The organism is Pseudovibrio axinellae (assembly GCF_900110875.1).
Classification (GTDB): Bacteria; Pseudomonadota; Alphaproteobacteria; order Rhizobiales; family Stappiaceae; genus Pseudovibrio; species Pseudovibrio axinellae.
The window spans coordinates 203,123-217,586 of record NZ_FOFM01000005.1; the positions used below are offsets into that span (position 1 = coordinate 203,123).

Below are 14,464 nucleotides of genomic sequence, written 5' to 3' on the forward strand. Positions count from 1 at the left end.
CAACAAATACGTATTCAGTCGAAATATTATTCCCAAGAGGGCATATGAGCGAAAATTCCTTATTGGATCCATCCGACATCCGTGTTTTGCGGATTCTGCAAAAAGATGCCTCTCAATCTATCGCAGATATCGCCAAAGAAGCCGGTATGAGCCAGACTCCATGCTGGAGGCGAATTAAGAAGCTGAAGGAAACCGGTGTCATCAAACAAACAGCCGCACTGGTTGATCGTGATGCAGTCGGCCTTGGCTTTCTGGCATATGCATTTGTAAAGCTCACTATACCTAGTCGCGAAAACATGGAGACATTTGACAGGCTTATCGGAGTATGGCCTGAAGTCGTTACATGTGAACGCATCACTGGCGCAGTGGATTATCTCATCAAGGTTGTCGCCACCGACATTAAGGCTTATGACGATTTCCTTCGTTTGAAACTTCTGGACAACGCTCTGGTCTCAGATGTTCAGTCCCGCATTGTAGTTTCTACAATTAAGGAAACAGTTGCATTACCACTAAAAGAGTTTGTCGGTTAAAGATCCTTACCAAACCTTTGCAAAGTTGGTTGACGTAGGCTCACCAAAACTCCGAAATGTTTGCTCAAACTCGACTGATATGTTTTAGTCTCGCGATACCGTATACATATGGAATTCGCGTGGACTGAACTTTGCCCTCCCCAACAACAGCGATAGGCAGCCTTAAGCTGATCATCACGCTCCTGCGTTTCTTGGGGCGCAACAGCACCAATGTAATCGCGGTTTCGATATTTCTTGGCCTTTTCCTTCCTTCTATTGCTCAGGCACTGCGAATGTTCCTGACACCCGCAATTTTTATCCTTCTGACACTTTCTTTTGTACGCGTAGATAATGTCACCATCGTGAACCAACTCAAACGCCCGTTGCCAGCAGTTGCCGCGGTGCTTTGGCAAATGCTGGTGCTTCCCGCATTGGCAATCTCAGCATGCCTTATGCTAGGGCTGGATCAGATAGATCCTGGAGTACTCACTGCCCTCTTTATGGTGACAGCAGCACCTCCAGTGATGTCGACCCCGATTTTTATCTGGATGTTTGGTCTCAACGGTGCACTCGCCCTGACCATATCAACACTGTCATTGATGATTGCCCCCTTCAGCACGGCTTTATTTGCCTATCTGCTACTGCCCGAAACACTTCAAGTTGACCCCATATCTTTGGCAGCAAACCTCGCCGTGTTCCTGGTTGGCTCAGCAGGTCTTGGCCGGTTCATCAATGTCATCCTTGGGGCAAAACACATTGCAGCAGCAACGGACCACATCAACGGGATCAATTGCATTGTTCTCTTCCTCTTTGCCATTGCGGCAATGGATGGCGTCGCAGAGTTCACAGCTTCCGAACCTCTAAGAGCTGTTCAACTGTTCATTAGCGTCTTTGCAATCGCAGCATTGCAGTTTCTGGTTACATTCCTGATCTTTAGTTCTGCTGACAGGAAAACCGCATTCATCACAGCCTACGGCGCAGGAAGTCGTAACCTGGGGCTTATGGTTGCAGCATTGGGTGGCACAATTCCAGAGATTGCGTGGCTCTTTTTCGCATTCGCACAGTTCCCAATCTACTTGTTGCCTTGGATTTTGCGGCCCGTTGCGATGCATATCGTCAAAGCGCATCCCTGAAGTTCATGAGCACAAACACATCTGCTGCGCACTTAGCACGACTTGCTTCTCTCGTGCGTCCATGTTAGCCGCACAGCAAAATTGGCACACCAAGGAGATTCCCTGCTATGGCACAGCCGCTCGTTATCGCCCCTTCCATCCTTGCATCGGACTTTTCTAAGTTAGGACAAGAAGTTCGTGATGTTGTCGAAGCTGGAGCCGACTGGATCCACCTCGATGTCATGGATGGCCACTTTGTTCCAAATATCACATTTGGGCCAGACGTAATTGCAAAGCTTCGCCCGCACACCGATAAGGTTTTTGACACCCATCTTATGATAAAACCATGCGACCCATATTTGGAAGCGTTCGCAAAAGCTGGTTCGGATTACATTACAGTTCATGCTGAAGCCACAACACACCTGGATCGCTCATTGCAAGCAATCGGTAATCTAGGCAAGAAGGCGGGTGTATCTCTTAATCCCGCCACCCATGAAAGCTGCCTGGAATATGTTCTGGACCGTCTCGACCTGATCCTCATCATGACGGTGAACCCGGGCTTTGGCGGACAGAAGTTCATCGAAAGCCAGATCGCCAAAGTTGCACGCATCAAGAGCATGATTGGGGATCGTCCGATCCGTATCCAGATTGACGGTGGCATTACGCAACAAACAGCACCTTTGGTCACTAAGGTCGGCGCAGATACGCTTGTTGCAGGATCAGCAGTTTTCAAAGGCGGTACGGTAGAGAGCTATCGCGACAACATCAAAGCAATCCGCTCTGCGGCGCATATTTAGAACCAAACACTGCATCACATAGGCCGCCCATGGGCGGCCTTTATCTTGGATACGCGCGTTTCCACTTAATCCAATGAATGCGCCGCGTCCCTTGCGGCATTGATAAACAACGTCGCATCAGTACCGAATGTCATAAAACGATACCCAGCCGCCTTTGACTGCTGAAGATGCTCCTTGCACACGCAATAGATCCCGGCAATCTTTCCAGCATTGACCGCTTTTCGGGCGATCTCTTTTTGCATCTTCAAAGATTGGTCAGCAACAGGCTCGACACGTGCGCCACCTGACGTTGTCAGAGATAGGTCAGAAGGCCCCACAAAAATCCCATCCAGGCCGCCTACAGCCAAAATGTCATCCAACGCTTCATAAGCTTGCGGCGTTTCGATCATTGCAATCGCAAGTGTTTTCTCATCTGCAGACGAAAAATAGTCATCCATAGAAACACCCGTCGCCATTGTAGCTCCAAAAGCACCGAAGCTACGTGCACCGACAGGCGGGAACTTACAAAACTCAACAAGCTTCCTTGCATCTTCAACACTATTGATCATCGGAGCTATGACAGCCTCCGCACCAGCATCCAGCAGCCAACTGGCAGTCTTGAAATCATCCACACAGATGCGCGCAACACCATGGCCACCCCCGCTGATGATTTCCTTGATCGAATCACGTGCCTCCGACACTGTCTGCAATCCATGCTGCAAATCCAGGGTGATAGCCTTGTATCCCCCCTTCAACAACAAGCTGGAAAAAATTGGAGAAGGCAGACTCGCCCAGGCACTTACAATCGTCTGCCCTGCTCTTAGCTTATCCGCTAGGCACATACTTTCAGTCATTTGATGTCTCACCCCCTCATACCATGACACCATCAAACCTAAAGGTGCCATCTCCCAGCCTGTTCTTGACACTCAAACAAAAAAGCCGCTTCCCTAAGAATATCAAGGGAAAACGGCAATTTTTCAAGTCTAAGGCTCAAATGTAGAACCTGCTTTAAGGTGCGAACTTAGGCTTCCTCGGAAAGTTCCTTTTTCGCAACAGCCATCAGCTCTTCCATAGTGCGGCGAATCTGATGTTCAGACTGCTCAACACCAGCATCTGCAAAATCTTTGGAAATGCGAGCATAAATATCTTCGTCGCCCGGCTCTTGAAGATCTGTTTGCACAATCTTATTGGCGTAATCCTCTGCGATATCACCAGCCAAACCGAGTTTTTCTGCTGCCCACTGGCCCAGTAGCTTATCGCGCCGTGCAGTCGCCTTAAATGCAAGCTCAGAACCCAGTGCGAAACCGCCTTCAAACGCATCAGCTCGTTTGTCAAAGGTGCTCATCTATTCCCTCCTAGCTTAGACAATGTAAAAGGGCCTCTCCCCTCTAACAAGTCACGCTATAACTTACGTGAATCATTGTACGCAACTTCTATTTGCAGGTCAAAAGCCATTAGTTGTAGTCCATGGTATTTCTAGTGCAGATAGTGCCATTCAAATTACGCATTTGTGCTTTATGTAAAAGTCGGGTAAGTTCCGCGCCGCATAGCGGGATCGCGATTTTCGCAATGGCGAAAGATGCGGAGACCACTGCTGGACGGCTATTCGCAGCATTTAAGCTCGGTTGCTTTGGAAGGCATTTTGGTTGAAGCCTCGACGTCACCCGTACTACTTGTTCTACAAACACAATGGTAAGTGCCTATGAACCGCCGTCGGCGAATTTACGAAGGCAAGGCCAAGATTCTCTATGAGGGTCCTGAGCCGGGAACGCTGATTCAGCACTTCAAAGATGATGCTACAGCCTTCAACAACGAAAAGCATGAAGTTGTTGATGGAAAGGGTGTCCTGAACAATCGGATCTCTGAGTACATTTTCAACAATCTGAATAACATGGGTATCCCAACCCACTTTATTCGTCGCTTGAACATGCGCGAGCAGCTGATCCGTCAGGTGGAAATCATCCCGATCGAGGTCGTTGTCCGCAACGTTGCAGCAGGCTCTCTGTGCAAACGCCTTGGATTGGAGGAAGGTACTCAGCTTCCACGCTCCATTATTGAGTTCTACTACAAGAACGATGAACTTGGGGATCCGCTGGTCTCCGAAGAACACATCACCGCGTTTGGTTGGGCAGCCCCGCCGGAACTTGATGACATTATGGCACTCGCCATCCGCATCAATGACTTCCTCTCAGGCCTGTTCATGAGCGTTGGCATCCGCCTCGTTGACTTCAAGATCGAACTTGGACGTCAGATTGAAGGCGACATGATGCGTATTGTTCTTGCAGATGAGATCTCACCTGATAGCTGCCGTCTGTGGGACACCACCACAAACGACAAAATGGACAAAGACCGTTTCCGCCAAAATATGGGCGGTATGGTTGAGGCCTATCAGGAAGTCGCGCGCAGGCTCGGTATTCTGATTGACAACGACCGGCCGGGTCAGTCCGGACCAGTTCTAGTTAAGTGATCGATAAACGGGCCCTTGAGGCCCGTTTTACATTTTTGGGGCAAACAAACTGCCGTCAGGGTATTGAACTATCTCACTAACCTCGGTCGTTTTTGCTTCCCCAGCATAGATTCCCGCGTTATGAACGCGCGCAAGAACGGGTTTAAGCGGCAGGTGCAATGCAACACGCTTAAATCTCCCAGTTGGTAAGGAAGGACCAGTTAGAACCATGAAGGCACGTGTGACCGTCACTCTCAAGAACGGTGTTCTCGATCCCCAGGGCAAAGCAATCGAAGGCTCCCTTGGTTCTCTTGGTTTTGAAGGCGTTGAAGGTATTCGTCAGGGCAAGGTTTTTGACCTGGACTTATCAGATCGCAACGAAGTACAGGCCAAATCTGACATTGAAGCCATGTGCGAACAGCTGCTGGCAAACACCGTCATCGAAAATTACTCTATCGAGCTTCTCTGAAGTAAGCCGATAGCAGAACCTGCGAGGGCATAAACGTGCAAGACGATACAGGCCGGATTATTCGGTTCATGGTTATCAAAGCGATCATCTTTATTGGCTTGCCCGCTGCCCTCTCTGTTCTTGCGGTGTTTTTACTTCTGTAAGATCTCGTCTGTGACAAGCGGCCCTCCATCCAAGAGGAAACATTCATGAAATCCGCAGTGATCCTATTCCCCGGCTCCAACCGGGACCGCGATATGATCAAAGCGCTGGAGCAAATCTCCGGCCAGCCTGTTGCCACGGTATGGCATACAGAAACCGAGTTGCCACAAGCAGATCTTTACGTTCTGCCAGGCGGCTTCTCCTACGGTGATTACCTGCGCTCAGGTGCAATTGCAGCACGCTCCCATATCATGCCAGCCCTCAAAGCAGCAGCTGATCAGGGGCGTCACGTTCTCGGCGTATGCAACGGTTTCCAAATGCTGACTGAGGCAGGCCTGCTGCCAGGTGCATTGATGCGCAACGCGTCCCTCCACTTCGTGTGTAAGGAAGTTATGCTGGAAACCACCAGCACCAACAGCGCCTTCACATCGCATATGGAAAAAGGCAAAGTTTGGCGCTGTCCTGTCGCTCACCATGACGGCAACTACTTTACCGATGCTGAAACCTTAAAAGAACTCGAAGGCGCGGGCCGTGTCGCATTCCGCTATGCTGACGGCACCAACCCAAATGGTTCACTCAACGACATTGCAGGCATAACCAATGCGAAAGGCAACGTCCTCGGCATGATGCCTCACCCTGAAAATCTCATTGAAGATCTTCATGGCGGCCTTGAAGGTCGTGCGCTGTTTGAAAGCGTGTTGCAAAGCCTTGCTGCCTAACCAGCACAGACAACAAATTTTAAAACCCGGGGTGCTCAGCACTCCGGGTTTTTTCTTGTCTGAAGCTCTTAAAGAAACGCAAAGCCAATCCCGGTTAGTCCGAGAAGCACCACAACCACCCATGGCGGCGATTTGAAAGAAACCAACAGGACGAACCCGCAAAGCGCAGCTGCAAAGTCCTTCGCCTCAAGGATCGCGCTGGTCCAGACAGGCGCATATAAAGCAGCCCCAAGAACACCAACGACAGCTGCATTTGCTCCAGCCATAATGCCACGTGCTGACGGCGTTTGGCGCAACATAGCCCAATAAGGTAGCCCCGCCAGAAGTAGCAATGCACCGGGCAGAAAAATTCCGAGTAAAGCAATGCAAGCGCCAACCCATACAGCATAACCCGTGTGCATTTCAGCGCCTAGGTAACCAGCAAACGTAAACAGTGGGCCAGGAACCGCCTGCGTAGCCCCGTACCCTGCAAGGAAGGAGCTTTCGCTCACCAGTCCAGTTCCAACAACTTCAGCTTCCAGCAGCGGAAGCACCACATGGCCGCCCCCAAAAACGAGCGAGCCTGAATGATAAAAGCTGGCAAACACACCAAGCAATGGCTCAGCTATCCAGTCCGTTAAAACTGGCAGTCCGAACAAAAGCACCACAAACAAAATGAAAGAGAGAGCCCCAATTCGTTTCTTGGGCGAAAAAAGCACCTCACCTAATTCTTTCTGCGGCACCGAACGACAGAACAGGAAACCTCCCAGACCACCTGCAACAATCGCTGCAATCTGACCTCCAGCACCACCAAGCCCCACCACAAGAACAACTGCTAAGACGGCAAGGCCAGCACGCAACTGGTCGGTGCAAAAATTTCTGGCCATACCCCAAACAGCTTGGGCGACAACCGCAACAGCAACCAGCTTTAAGCCGTGGATGAGCCCCATGCCAACAGGTCCCTCAAAAGCACTGGACCAGTAGGCAAACCCAAAGAGCAGCAATGCAGAAGGCGCTGTAAAAGCAAAAAACGCAGCAAGTGCCCCTAATGGACCTGCCCGCATAAGGCCTAGGCCAAACCCAACCTGACTGCTGGCAGGACCTGGCAAGAACTGGCACAGCGCGACCAGATCTGCATAGGCTTGCTCAGATAGCCATTTACGCCGGATTACAAGCTCGTCTCTAAAGTACCCAAGGTGGGCAATTGGTCCGCCAAAGGATGTTAGTCCCAACTTTAAAAAAGCGACAAAAACCTCCAGTGCATGCCCTTTGGCATGCTCCTCAGGAAGGTTGTGCGGGCGTTCGGCAAAACTCATAGATGACTCGATCACTTTCTTAAGAATAAACAGATTTGCATATAAAACAGAGATATGACACTAGGACAAACATTCCGAATACCGATACCCTAAGCTCTCACATCTGTTTTCAATGCAACATTGCGCGGAAGCTCTTGATAGCGTCGCTGATAAGCGCGTGACAAAGCAGTTGGAGATGTGAAACCCACCCGCGCTGCAATGCTTTTGAGCGAGCGACCTGCTTCCAGATCCTGCTTAGCCAAAGCCAAACGCCAGTTTCCAAGGTAAGATCCCGGTGTCTCCCCTATCACCTCCTTAAAATGAACTGAAAACTGGGTCCGAGACATCCCTGAAACTTCCGCAAGACTCTCAAGGCTCCAGTTTTTTGCGGGTTCTTCATGAATAGCGACGAGCGCCTGTGCCAAATTGGGGTGCGCTAACCCGGCAAACAAACCACTACGCGCAACACCTGACCGTATCGTGTGACGCAACAAACGTATAAAAACCACCTCGCACAAGCGATTGATGACCGCAGAACTCCCACACTGCGGTGAAAGGACTTCTTCCACCAACAACTCAGAAAGCCGTTGCAGATCTGGCGTCTCATGCAACGCGACTTCAACATATGTTGGAAACGCTGCGCTCAATTGAGAACCCGGCCCGCCAAACTCAATCCGTGCTCCGGCAAGAACAGTCCGGTCGTTACAAATACGCCTCTTCTCTTCCTGGTTGTTTCCGTCGGATGGCAAAAACACGAGCTTTTTCAAACCTTTCCCGCACCGAAGAATAAAGAAGTTCCCCTGCAGAACATCATCCTCAGTGTTTTTAAGGATATATGCTTTCACTTTAAACCGCTCAATGAGCGATGAAAGGCGGTCGGAATGTGGATTTTGTGCTGGCACTGAAACGAGTGTAGCTGTCATTTCCGAACTCTCAGTCATTTATTTCGAACAAAAAACGACTTCAGGTTCATTACCATACCAGACGGAAATCGAACATTGTTGATTGCATTGTCAAAAACAAAATGAGCAAAGCAATAAACACAACAAGCTCAGGAGAACTAAATGTTAACCCCTCGCATGCCCGTCCCAAATTTATCTGCCGATCTTGTCGGTGGAGGTAAATTCGAGTTGTCCAGTGATGTTGCACAGTTCGCTACGCTTGTTGTCTTTTACCGTGGTCTGCACTGCCCGATCTGCGTGTCCTACTTAAGAGAACTGGAGCGATTGACGCCACAGTTCGCGGAGCGCGGTGTCAAACCCATAGCACTCTCTACAGATACACAAGAGCGCACTGAGACATTTGCCGATAAGATCGGCGCAGATAACCTACGCGTTGGCTACGGCATTTCTCTGAAAAAAGCGCGAGAATGGGGTCTTTACATCTCAACTGGTCGCGGCCTCACATCAGCTGGCATAGAAGAACCGGAACTTTTCGCAGAACCAGGTCTGTTTTTTGTAAAACCGGACGGAACTCTTTACTTCGGCAATATCCAGACCATGCCATTTGCCCGCCCTGATTTTAAGCCAATGCTTGGCGCGCTCGATTTCTGCATCAAAAATGACTACCCCGCGCGCGGCGAATACACTGGGGCGCTTTAACCAACATCGTGATAAACTCATTTCCTAGTGCATTGAGAGGCTGTGATTTCGCGGTCTCTCAATTATGTTCTTTTGGTTTTAGCACGTTGGATTTTCTTGCGGTTCATATGTTCAATGTCTGGAAAGTCTGCACCTTGCCAAATGCGTATAACAACCAGCACACAAACCGCAATTATCGCCCCCAAAATCACACCCACTTGTCGATCAAGAACCTGATTGAAATTGTCAACTGGGCCTGAGGACGCCAAAGCAGCAATCACATAAGCGTATCCGCCTTGCTGCCCTGCGTAAGTCCAATAACTCTTTCCAGCTTGGACCGCTCCAAGAAAAAATAAGCCAAGTGCTACAAGCAGCACCCACCAAAAAAATGACTGTAACCCCAGTCCGATCAACACAAAGCCCATCAACGCACCGGCAAAGCATCCCACACTTCGGGTTATAGCAAACTGCTTAACGGAAACGACAGGTCCATATAGCACCACAAGAGAGGTAATAATAATTTGAATCATAGCGGAAAGATCGTGACCTGCGTAAACGATCGGTGCAAGCACAGCAACAACAGCCCCACTCAGACATAAAGCCACCACCCAGCTCTTATCCATCGTGTCAATATTAGGTATAATAAACGGCCCGAGCCCGACGCCGATTGAGCTGTTTTCCAAAAACGAATAGGAAACCACGGTTGCCGTCGCAACCCCAATTGCAACGGTGAGGGTTCGATCAACCATCAAGAAGAAAAGACTATCGATTTCTACCATGGCAAAATATATCGCGAGCATCGCAGTGACGATGCCCATCAACCAGGCATAAGCATAGTTAGGACTAGCCATGCGCTTGTAGATTGCCAGCGCGGCCATTATTCCCAAGGTTGTCCATTGGAAGAGTTCAAAGTTTTTGACAGCAATAGCAATCCAGTACCCGCAAAATCCTCCCGCGATTGTACCGATCACGCGCTGCATGCCTTTGCGCCAAACATTAGTCCAGTCTGCATTAGCCACTGTCATGGCAGACATAGCTGCCCACCAAGGCTCCTGCATATTGACAACCAGCGCAATTACCGATGCCAGCGTAACAATCAGGCTGGTACGAAGTCCAATGGTAAAGTTGAACAGCATGATCGCCTCCCTAATGGACAAGGAAGATGCGAGCATCTCCCCCATACATTGGTTTATGGTGCTCTAGGAGTTCACCCATATCGATCTCAACGGGAAACCTCTGCGAAAGCCTGATCCAATCCGTCGTCAGCGGAATGTAAGGCAGTACTCTGGAGTTTTCATCAATGCGTGAAACGCCGCGACCAATAGATTTTACCGTACCCCTGTGAATGCGATAAGGATCGCTAGAAACTTGGAACCAGACTGTTTGGCCAAGACTCAACCGTGCAGCATGACGCTCGATCAAATTTGCAATAATACGCCAGTTGCCGTTCGTTATAAGAGCAAGCTGCGGCACCCCCTGCAGCACGAAATTTCCAGGATTAACCGAGTACTCGCTCACGACTCCCTCAACCGGCGATAACAAAGAGGACTTGCGAAGGTTGTATTGCGCCAGAGCAGTTGCCGCCTGTTTTGCCAGATAAGTGGAGCGCATAACCTCAACTTGATGAGCAGCCGCTCTTAATGAATCACGTGCAGAATCAGTTTCAGCATTCGCTTCTTCCAAAGAAAGCGTAATGTCATCGAGACGCTGCTGGGTCACAAATCCATTATCAGTCAGCTCTTCAAAACGTTGCTGCTGCGCTGAAAGGTTAGCGACTTTTGCGACAGCCGCCGTCACAGATGCTTCAGAAACTTGAACCTCAGCTTCAGAACGACGCAAATTAGCGAGCGCTTTGGCCTCCGTTGCCCGCGCCTGTTGTACGGCCAACGCAAAAGGTTCTGGATCAATCTGCATGAGAAGCTCACCAGCCCCGACCATCTGATTACGGTCCACGGGGATTTCGGTAACAAACCCGGAAATCTCGGGTGAAACAAGGATAACATCTGCGGAGACGTAGGCATCGGCGGTGTAGGTGAAGAAATAATCAATTACCACATAAGCGCCGATCAAGGCGCATGCGCCTAAGATCACCTTGACCGGACCACTTATTTGAGAAATGCCTCCAGGCACCCTTTATCTCCGCTCACCTGACACTACACAAAACACAAGCATCGGCGAATTCTTGTTAGACAAGCCAGTTTTGGTCACTGGCAAAAGGCACCCATTTGGAGGCACGAGATAGCATCGCATTTGAATGTTTTAAAATCGTGAAAGCCGCCCTCCGAATTCAAAGTAGGTAGTAAATACAAGTGGTTAACTATTATTTCCGAAGAGTGAAATTTTATCATGATCTCATTGCAAATCGCGAAACCAAAAGCTAACCAGCCCTCAAAGCTTCCATTGAAAATACGCTGGCAAATGTGATTGCATCTGAAAAAGACTATGCGGTTTACAGGTAGTAACCCAACACCGAAGAAAGAAGACCAATGGCCCAGTTTCGGAAGTCAGTCTCTGTTTCATCAACGTTTGCGGCAGTGTTTTTCTTCTCAACGGCCACACTGGTCTCAGCTCAGGCCGATCAGATAGATGTTCGTGCAGCAAGTTTCGCACAGACAGCACAGCTGGCGACCTTCGGACTCTACAACAACGCAGTTATTACCGACAAACTCAATCTTAAACGCATCAACGCTGACTATGTCTTTATGGGTGCAAACCCGGAAGATCCGTTTGAGCTGGTTTCAGGGAGTTGTTTTGGTGGCGCAGTTGTGAAGAACGCAAAAATTCAGGGCGGCGGCGTGTGCAGCCTCAAAGATAAGACTGGCGCACCATTTGCTATTAGCTTTGAGGTCTCGCAAATTGAAGGCCGAACCTATTCAGGGACTTGGGCGATTCTTGGCGGCAGCGAGAAATGGGCCACCGCAAAAGGCAGCGGCACATGGAGCCGTTACCAGCTTCCTAATAAGGATCTATCGGTTACTGATCTTAAAGGTGAAGTCACCTTTTAAAGCTTACGCAACAGCACTTATGTAGTGAAAATTTTTGCAAGCAGGGCAAAAGTTTAGCAGTTGCACAGCAAACACCCAAAACAACGCATCGTGATACCGCTCTATCTTGGTTTCGGCGCAAAAATTGGAAAAATGAGGCGTCCTAATGTTTCCTTTTTACTGTGAATCCTGCTAAGCAGCCGGAGACATTTGGCCCCGGCGCGCTGCGCCCAAATTTTCTGAGTGTGATGATCCAAAATAGCGTCAAGATCACCCCCGAACTCATTGAGGCTCACGGTCTTAAGGAAGATGAATATGCTCGTATCCTGGAGCTGATTGGCAGAGAGCCAACCTTCACCGAGCTTGGAATTTTTTCAGCGATGTGGAACGAGCATTGCTCTTACAAGTCCTCAAAGAAATGGTTGAAGACACTCCCGACCACTGGCCCTCGCGTCATTCAGGGACCGGGTGAGAACGCCGGCGTTGTCGACATCGATGATGGTCAGGCAGTCGTCTTCAAGATGGAAAGCCACAACCACCCATCCTACATCGAGCCATATCAGGGCGCAGCAACTGGCGTTGGCGGTATTTTGCGCGACGTGTTCACCATGGGAGCACGTCCGGTCGCAGCCATGAACGCTCTGCGCTTTGGCGAGCCGGATCATCCACGTACACGCCACCTTGTTTCCGGTGTCGTTTCTGGCGTTGGCGGCTATGGCAACTCCTTCGGTGTCCCAACAGTGGGCGGCGAAGTTGAGTTCCACAAATCCTACAACGGCAACTGCCTTGTAAACGCCTTTGCCGCGGGGCTTGCAGATTCTGATAAGATCTTCCTGTCAGAAGCAAAGGGCATTGGCCTCCCAGTGGTCTACCTGGGCGCCAAAACAGGCCGCGACGGTGTCGGCGGTGCAACAATGGCATCCGCCGAATTCGACGATTCCATTGAAGAGAAGCGCCCAACGGTTCAAGTCGGCGATCCATTCACCGAAAAATGCCTGATGGAAGCCTGCCTTGAATTGATGAAGACTGGCGCGGTTATCGCCATTCAAGATATGGGCGCCGCTGGCCTTACATGTTCAGCAGTTGAAATGGGCGCAAAAGGCAACCTCGGTATTGATCTGGATCTCGACAAAGTCCCTGCCCGCGAAGAAAACATGACTGCCTACGAGATGATGCTCTCGGAGAGCCAGGAGCGCATGCTCATGGTTCTTGAGCCATCCAAGGAAAAAGAAGCCGAAGCCATCTTCACTAAGTGGGGACTGGATTTTGCGATCTGCGGCGTAACCACAGATACCTTGCGCTTCGTTGTGAAGCAGCACGGTGAAGTCATGGCCGACCTGCCAATCAAGGAACTCGGCGACGAAGCTCCTGAATATGACCGCCCATGGACACAGTGGGCTGAGCCAGCAGAAATCGTTGCATCCAACGTTGAAGAGCCAGAAGACTACAAAGAAGCTCTGCTAAAACTCATCGGCGGTGCGAACGGGTCCTCCCGTCGCTGGGTCTATGAGCAGTACGACACCCTCATTCAGGGCAACTCGGCAGCAACTCCGGGCGGCGACGCTGGCGTGATCCGCGTCGACGGCACTGATAAAGGCCTCGCATTCTCTGTCGACGTGAACCCTCGCTACTGCTACGCAAACCCATATGAGGGCGGCAAACAGGCTGTTGCAGAAACTTATCGCAACTTGTCCGCAGTCGGCTCCCTTCCATTGGCGATCACCGACAACCTGAACTTCGGCAACCCCGAAAAGCCTGAGATCATGGGTCAATTCGTTGGCTGCCTGAAGGGTATCGGCGAAGCGTGCGAAGTGCTGGAAACCCCAATCGTCTCCGGTAACGTGTCTTTGTACAACGAAACGTTCGGTGAAGGCATACTTCCAACACCTGCAATCGGCGGTGTTGGCCTTCTAAAAGACATCAACCAACGCGTCGGCAGTGCCTTTGTCACAGCAGGCGAATTTATCATTGTCCTGGGCGGCAAAGGCACTCATCTCGGCTCTTCCCAATACCTTCAGGAAATTTTGGGCCGCGAAGAAGGGGCTCCTCCTCCGGTTGATCTGGAAGTTGAAAGGCTCACTGGCACCTTCGTCCGCGAAGCAATTGTTGAAGGCCGCCTCACCGCAGCGCACGACATTTCTTCAGGTGGTCTGGCTGTTGCTCTTGCAGAAATGGCAATCAAAGGGCAGCTTGGCGCTGAAGTAAAAATCACAGGCGATCACCTTCATGCCGTTTTGTTTGGTGAAGATCAAAGTCGCTATGTTGTGACTGTGGCAGAGGAAAAACTCGCTGCCTTCTTGGAAGATGCGATCGACGCTGGTATCAGCACAGAAGAAATCGGTAAGACAACAGGTGATACTCTTGTTCTTGGCGATAAAATCAGTGTGTCAGTTGAAGAGCTGAATAGTGCTTTCGAAGGATGGTTCCCGCATTTTATGCGCGCGAGCTGATACT

General features: G+C 50.2%; 16 protein-coding genes. 10 read left to right on the plus strand and 6 right to left on the minus strand.

Features of this window, described 5'->3' with window-relative positions:
• Nucleotides 1-44 precede the first annotated feature (44 nt).
• From BMZ51_RS13030 to rpe, 3 genes are all read left to right on the plus strand, one after another.
• Nucleotides 45-530 (plus strand): Lrp/AsnC family transcriptional regulator, encoded by a 486-nt coding sequence (locus BMZ51_RS13030; RefSeq protein ID WP_068001925.1) that lies wholly within the window; start codon nt 45-47, stop codon nt 528-530.
• 131 nt (nt 531-661) lie between these two features.
• Nucleotides 662-1,642, plus strand: a complete 981-nt coding sequence (locus BMZ51_RS13035) for a symporter (protein ID WP_068001927.1) — start codon at nt 662-664, stop codon at nt 1,640-1,642.
• A gap of 107 nt (nt 1,643-1,749) precedes the next feature.
• On the plus strand, nt 1,750-2,418 hold the full coding sequence (rpe, locus tag BMZ51_RS13040) for a ribulose-phosphate 3-epimerase (RefSeq protein ID WP_068001930.1): 669 nt from the start codon (nt 1,750-1,752) through the stop codon (nt 2,416-2,418).
• Between the two features lie 65 nt (nt 2,419-2,483).
• On the opposite strand, the gene BMZ51_RS13045 is transcribed toward rpe, so the two are convergent.
• Both BMZ51_RS13045 and BMZ51_RS13050 read right to left on the minus strand, forming a co-directional pair.
• Entirely contained in the window at nt 2,484-3,251 is a 768-nt protein-coding gene (locus BMZ51_RS13045) for an HpcH/HpaI aldolase family protein (RefSeq protein ID WP_068001933.1), read from the minus strand.
• A 167-nt stretch (nt 3,252-3,418) separates the two neighbouring features.
• Nucleotides 3,419-3,742, minus strand: a complete 324-nt coding sequence (locus BMZ51_RS13050; RefSeq protein WP_068001935.1) for a DUF1476 domain-containing protein — start codon at nt 3,740-3,742, stop codon at nt 3,419-3,421.
• A gap of 357 nt (nt 3,743-4,099) precedes the next feature.
• Between BMZ51_RS13050 and purC the strand changes: the two genes are divergently transcribed.
• The 4 genes from purC to purQ all read left to right on the plus strand — a co-directional run bounded on the left by purC (nt 4,100) and on the right by purQ (nt 6,172).
• A complete protein-coding gene (purC, locus tag BMZ51_RS13055; protein ID WP_068001949.1) occupies nt 4,100-4,864 on the plus strand; it encodes a phosphoribosylaminoimidazolesuccinocarboxamide synthase in 765 nt (254 codons plus the stop codon).
• 208 nt (nt 4,865-5,072) lie between these two features.
• Entirely contained in the window at nt 5,073-5,312 is a 240-nt protein-coding gene (gene purS, locus BMZ51_RS13065) for a phosphoribosylformylglycinamidine synthase subunit PurS (RefSeq protein WP_068001956.1), read from the plus strand.
• Nucleotides 5,313-5,347: 35 nt separating this feature from the next.
• Nucleotides 5,348-5,455 carry a phosphoribosylformylglycinamidine synthase-associated small membrane protein gene (locus BMZ51_RS24500; protein ID WP_193757775.1) on the plus strand — a complete coding sequence of 36 codons (108 nt, stop codon included), beginning with the start codon at nt 5,348-5,350 and terminating at the stop codon, nt 5,453-5,455.
• Nucleotides 5,456-5,500: 45 nt separating this feature from the next.
• Nucleotides 5,501-6,172, plus strand: coding sequence for a phosphoribosylformylglycinamidine synthase subunit PurQ (gene purQ, locus BMZ51_RS13070; protein ID WP_068001959.1), 672 nt, complete (start codon nt 5,501-5,503; stop codon nt 6,170-6,172).
• Nucleotides 6,173-6,240: 68 nt separating this feature from the next.
• Here the strand turns inward: purQ and chrA are convergent, their stop codons facing one another.
• Nucleotides 6,241-7,467 carry a chromate efflux transporter gene (chrA, locus tag BMZ51_RS13075; RefSeq protein WP_068001962.1) on the minus strand — a complete coding sequence of 409 codons (1,227 nt, stop codon included), beginning with the start codon at nt 7,465-7,467 and terminating at the stop codon, nt 6,241-6,243.
• 89 nt (nt 7,468-7,556) lie between these two features.
• The gene (locus tag BMZ51_RS13080) at nt 7,557-8,369 is read right to left on the minus strand and encodes a helix-turn-helix domain-containing protein (protein WP_068001966.1); all 813 of its coding nucleotides are present in this window, start codon (nt 8,367-8,369) and stop codon (nt 7,557-7,559) included.
• A gap of 141 nt (nt 8,370-8,510) precedes the next feature.
• Here BMZ51_RS13080 and BMZ51_RS13085 point away from each other — a divergent pair, with 141 nt between their 5' ends.
• Nucleotides 8,511-9,047, plus strand: a complete 537-nt coding sequence (locus tag BMZ51_RS13085; protein ID WP_068001969.1) for a peroxiredoxin-like family protein — start codon at nt 8,511-8,513, stop codon at nt 9,045-9,047.
• Between the two features lie 62 nt (nt 9,048-9,109).
• On the opposite strand, the gene BMZ51_RS13090 is transcribed toward BMZ51_RS13085, so the two are convergent.
• The gene (locus BMZ51_RS13090) at nt 9,110-10,162 is read right to left on the minus strand and encodes an FUSC family protein (RefSeq protein WP_068001978.1); all 1,053 of its coding nucleotides are present in this window, start codon (nt 10,160-10,162) and stop codon (nt 9,110-9,112) included.
• A 10-nt stretch (nt 10,163-10,172) separates the two neighbouring features.
• Nucleotides 10,173-11,156, minus strand: coding sequence for an HlyD family secretion protein (locus BMZ51_RS13095; RefSeq protein WP_175485027.1), 984 nt, complete (start codon nt 11,154-11,156; stop codon nt 10,173-10,175).
• 356 nt (nt 11,157-11,512) lie between these two features.
• Here BMZ51_RS13095 and BMZ51_RS13100 point away from each other — a divergent pair, with 356 nt between their 5' ends.
• Nucleotides 11,513-12,031 carry a hypothetical protein gene (locus tag BMZ51_RS13100; RefSeq protein WP_068001987.1) on the plus strand — a complete coding sequence of 173 codons (519 nt, stop codon included), beginning with the start codon at nt 11,513-11,515 and terminating at the stop codon, nt 12,029-12,031.
• A gap of 227 nt (nt 12,032-12,258) precedes the next feature.
• Entirely contained in the window at nt 12,259-14,460 is a 2,202-nt protein-coding gene (gene purL / locus BMZ51_RS13105) for a phosphoribosylformylglycinamidine synthase subunit PurL (protein WP_203416125.1), read from the plus strand.
• Nucleotides 14,461-14,464 lie beyond the last annotated feature (4 nt).

Coding starts and splice junctions, on each gene's coding strand:
- BMZ51_RS13085 (WP_068001969.1), top strand. CDS start 8,511: ATGTTAACCCCTCGCATGCCCGTCCCAAATTTATCTGCCGATCTTGTC.
- purS (WP_068001956.1), top strand. CDS start 5,073: ATGAAGGCACGTGTGACCGTCACTCTCAAGAACGGTGTTCTCGATCCC.
- purQ (WP_068001959.1), top strand. CDS start 5,501: ATGAAATCCGCAGTGATCCTATTCCCCGGCTCCAACCGGGACCGCGAT.
- BMZ51_RS13030 (WP_068001925.1), top strand. CDS start 45: ATGAGCGAAAATTCCTTATTGGATCCATCCGACATCCGTGTTTTGCGG.
- BMZ51_RS13050 (WP_068001935.1), bottom strand. CDS start 3,742: ATGAGCACCTTTGACAAACGAGCTGATGCGTTTGAAGGCGGTTTCGCA.
- purC (WP_068001949.1), top strand. CDS start 4,100: ATGAACCGCCGTCGGCGAATTTACGAAGGCAAGGCCAAGATTCTCTAT.
- BMZ51_RS13090 (WP_068001978.1), bottom strand. CDS start 10,162: ATGCTGTTCAACTTTACCATTGGACTTCGTACCAGCCTGATTGTTACG.
- BMZ51_RS13080 (WP_068001966.1), bottom strand. CDS start 8,369: ATGACAGCTACACTCGTTTCAGTGCCAGCACAAAATCCACATTCCGAC.
- rpe (WP_068001930.1), top strand. CDS start 1,750: ATGGCACAGCCGCTCGTTATCGCCCCTTCCATCCTTGCATCGGACTTT.
- chrA (WP_068001962.1), bottom strand. CDS start 7,467: ATGAGTTTTGCCGAACGCCCGCACAACCTTCCTGAGGAGCATGCCAAA.
- purL (WP_203416125.1), top strand. CDS start 12,259: ATGATCCAAAATAGCGTCAAGATCACCCCCGAACTCATTGAGGCTCAC.
- BMZ51_RS13100 (WP_068001987.1), top strand. CDS start 11,513: ATGGCCCAGTTTCGGAAGTCAGTCTCTGTTTCATCAACGTTTGCGGCA.
- BMZ51_RS13045 (WP_068001933.1), bottom strand. CDS start 3,251: ATGACTGAAAGTATGTGCCTAGCGGATAAGCTAAGAGCAGGGCAGACG.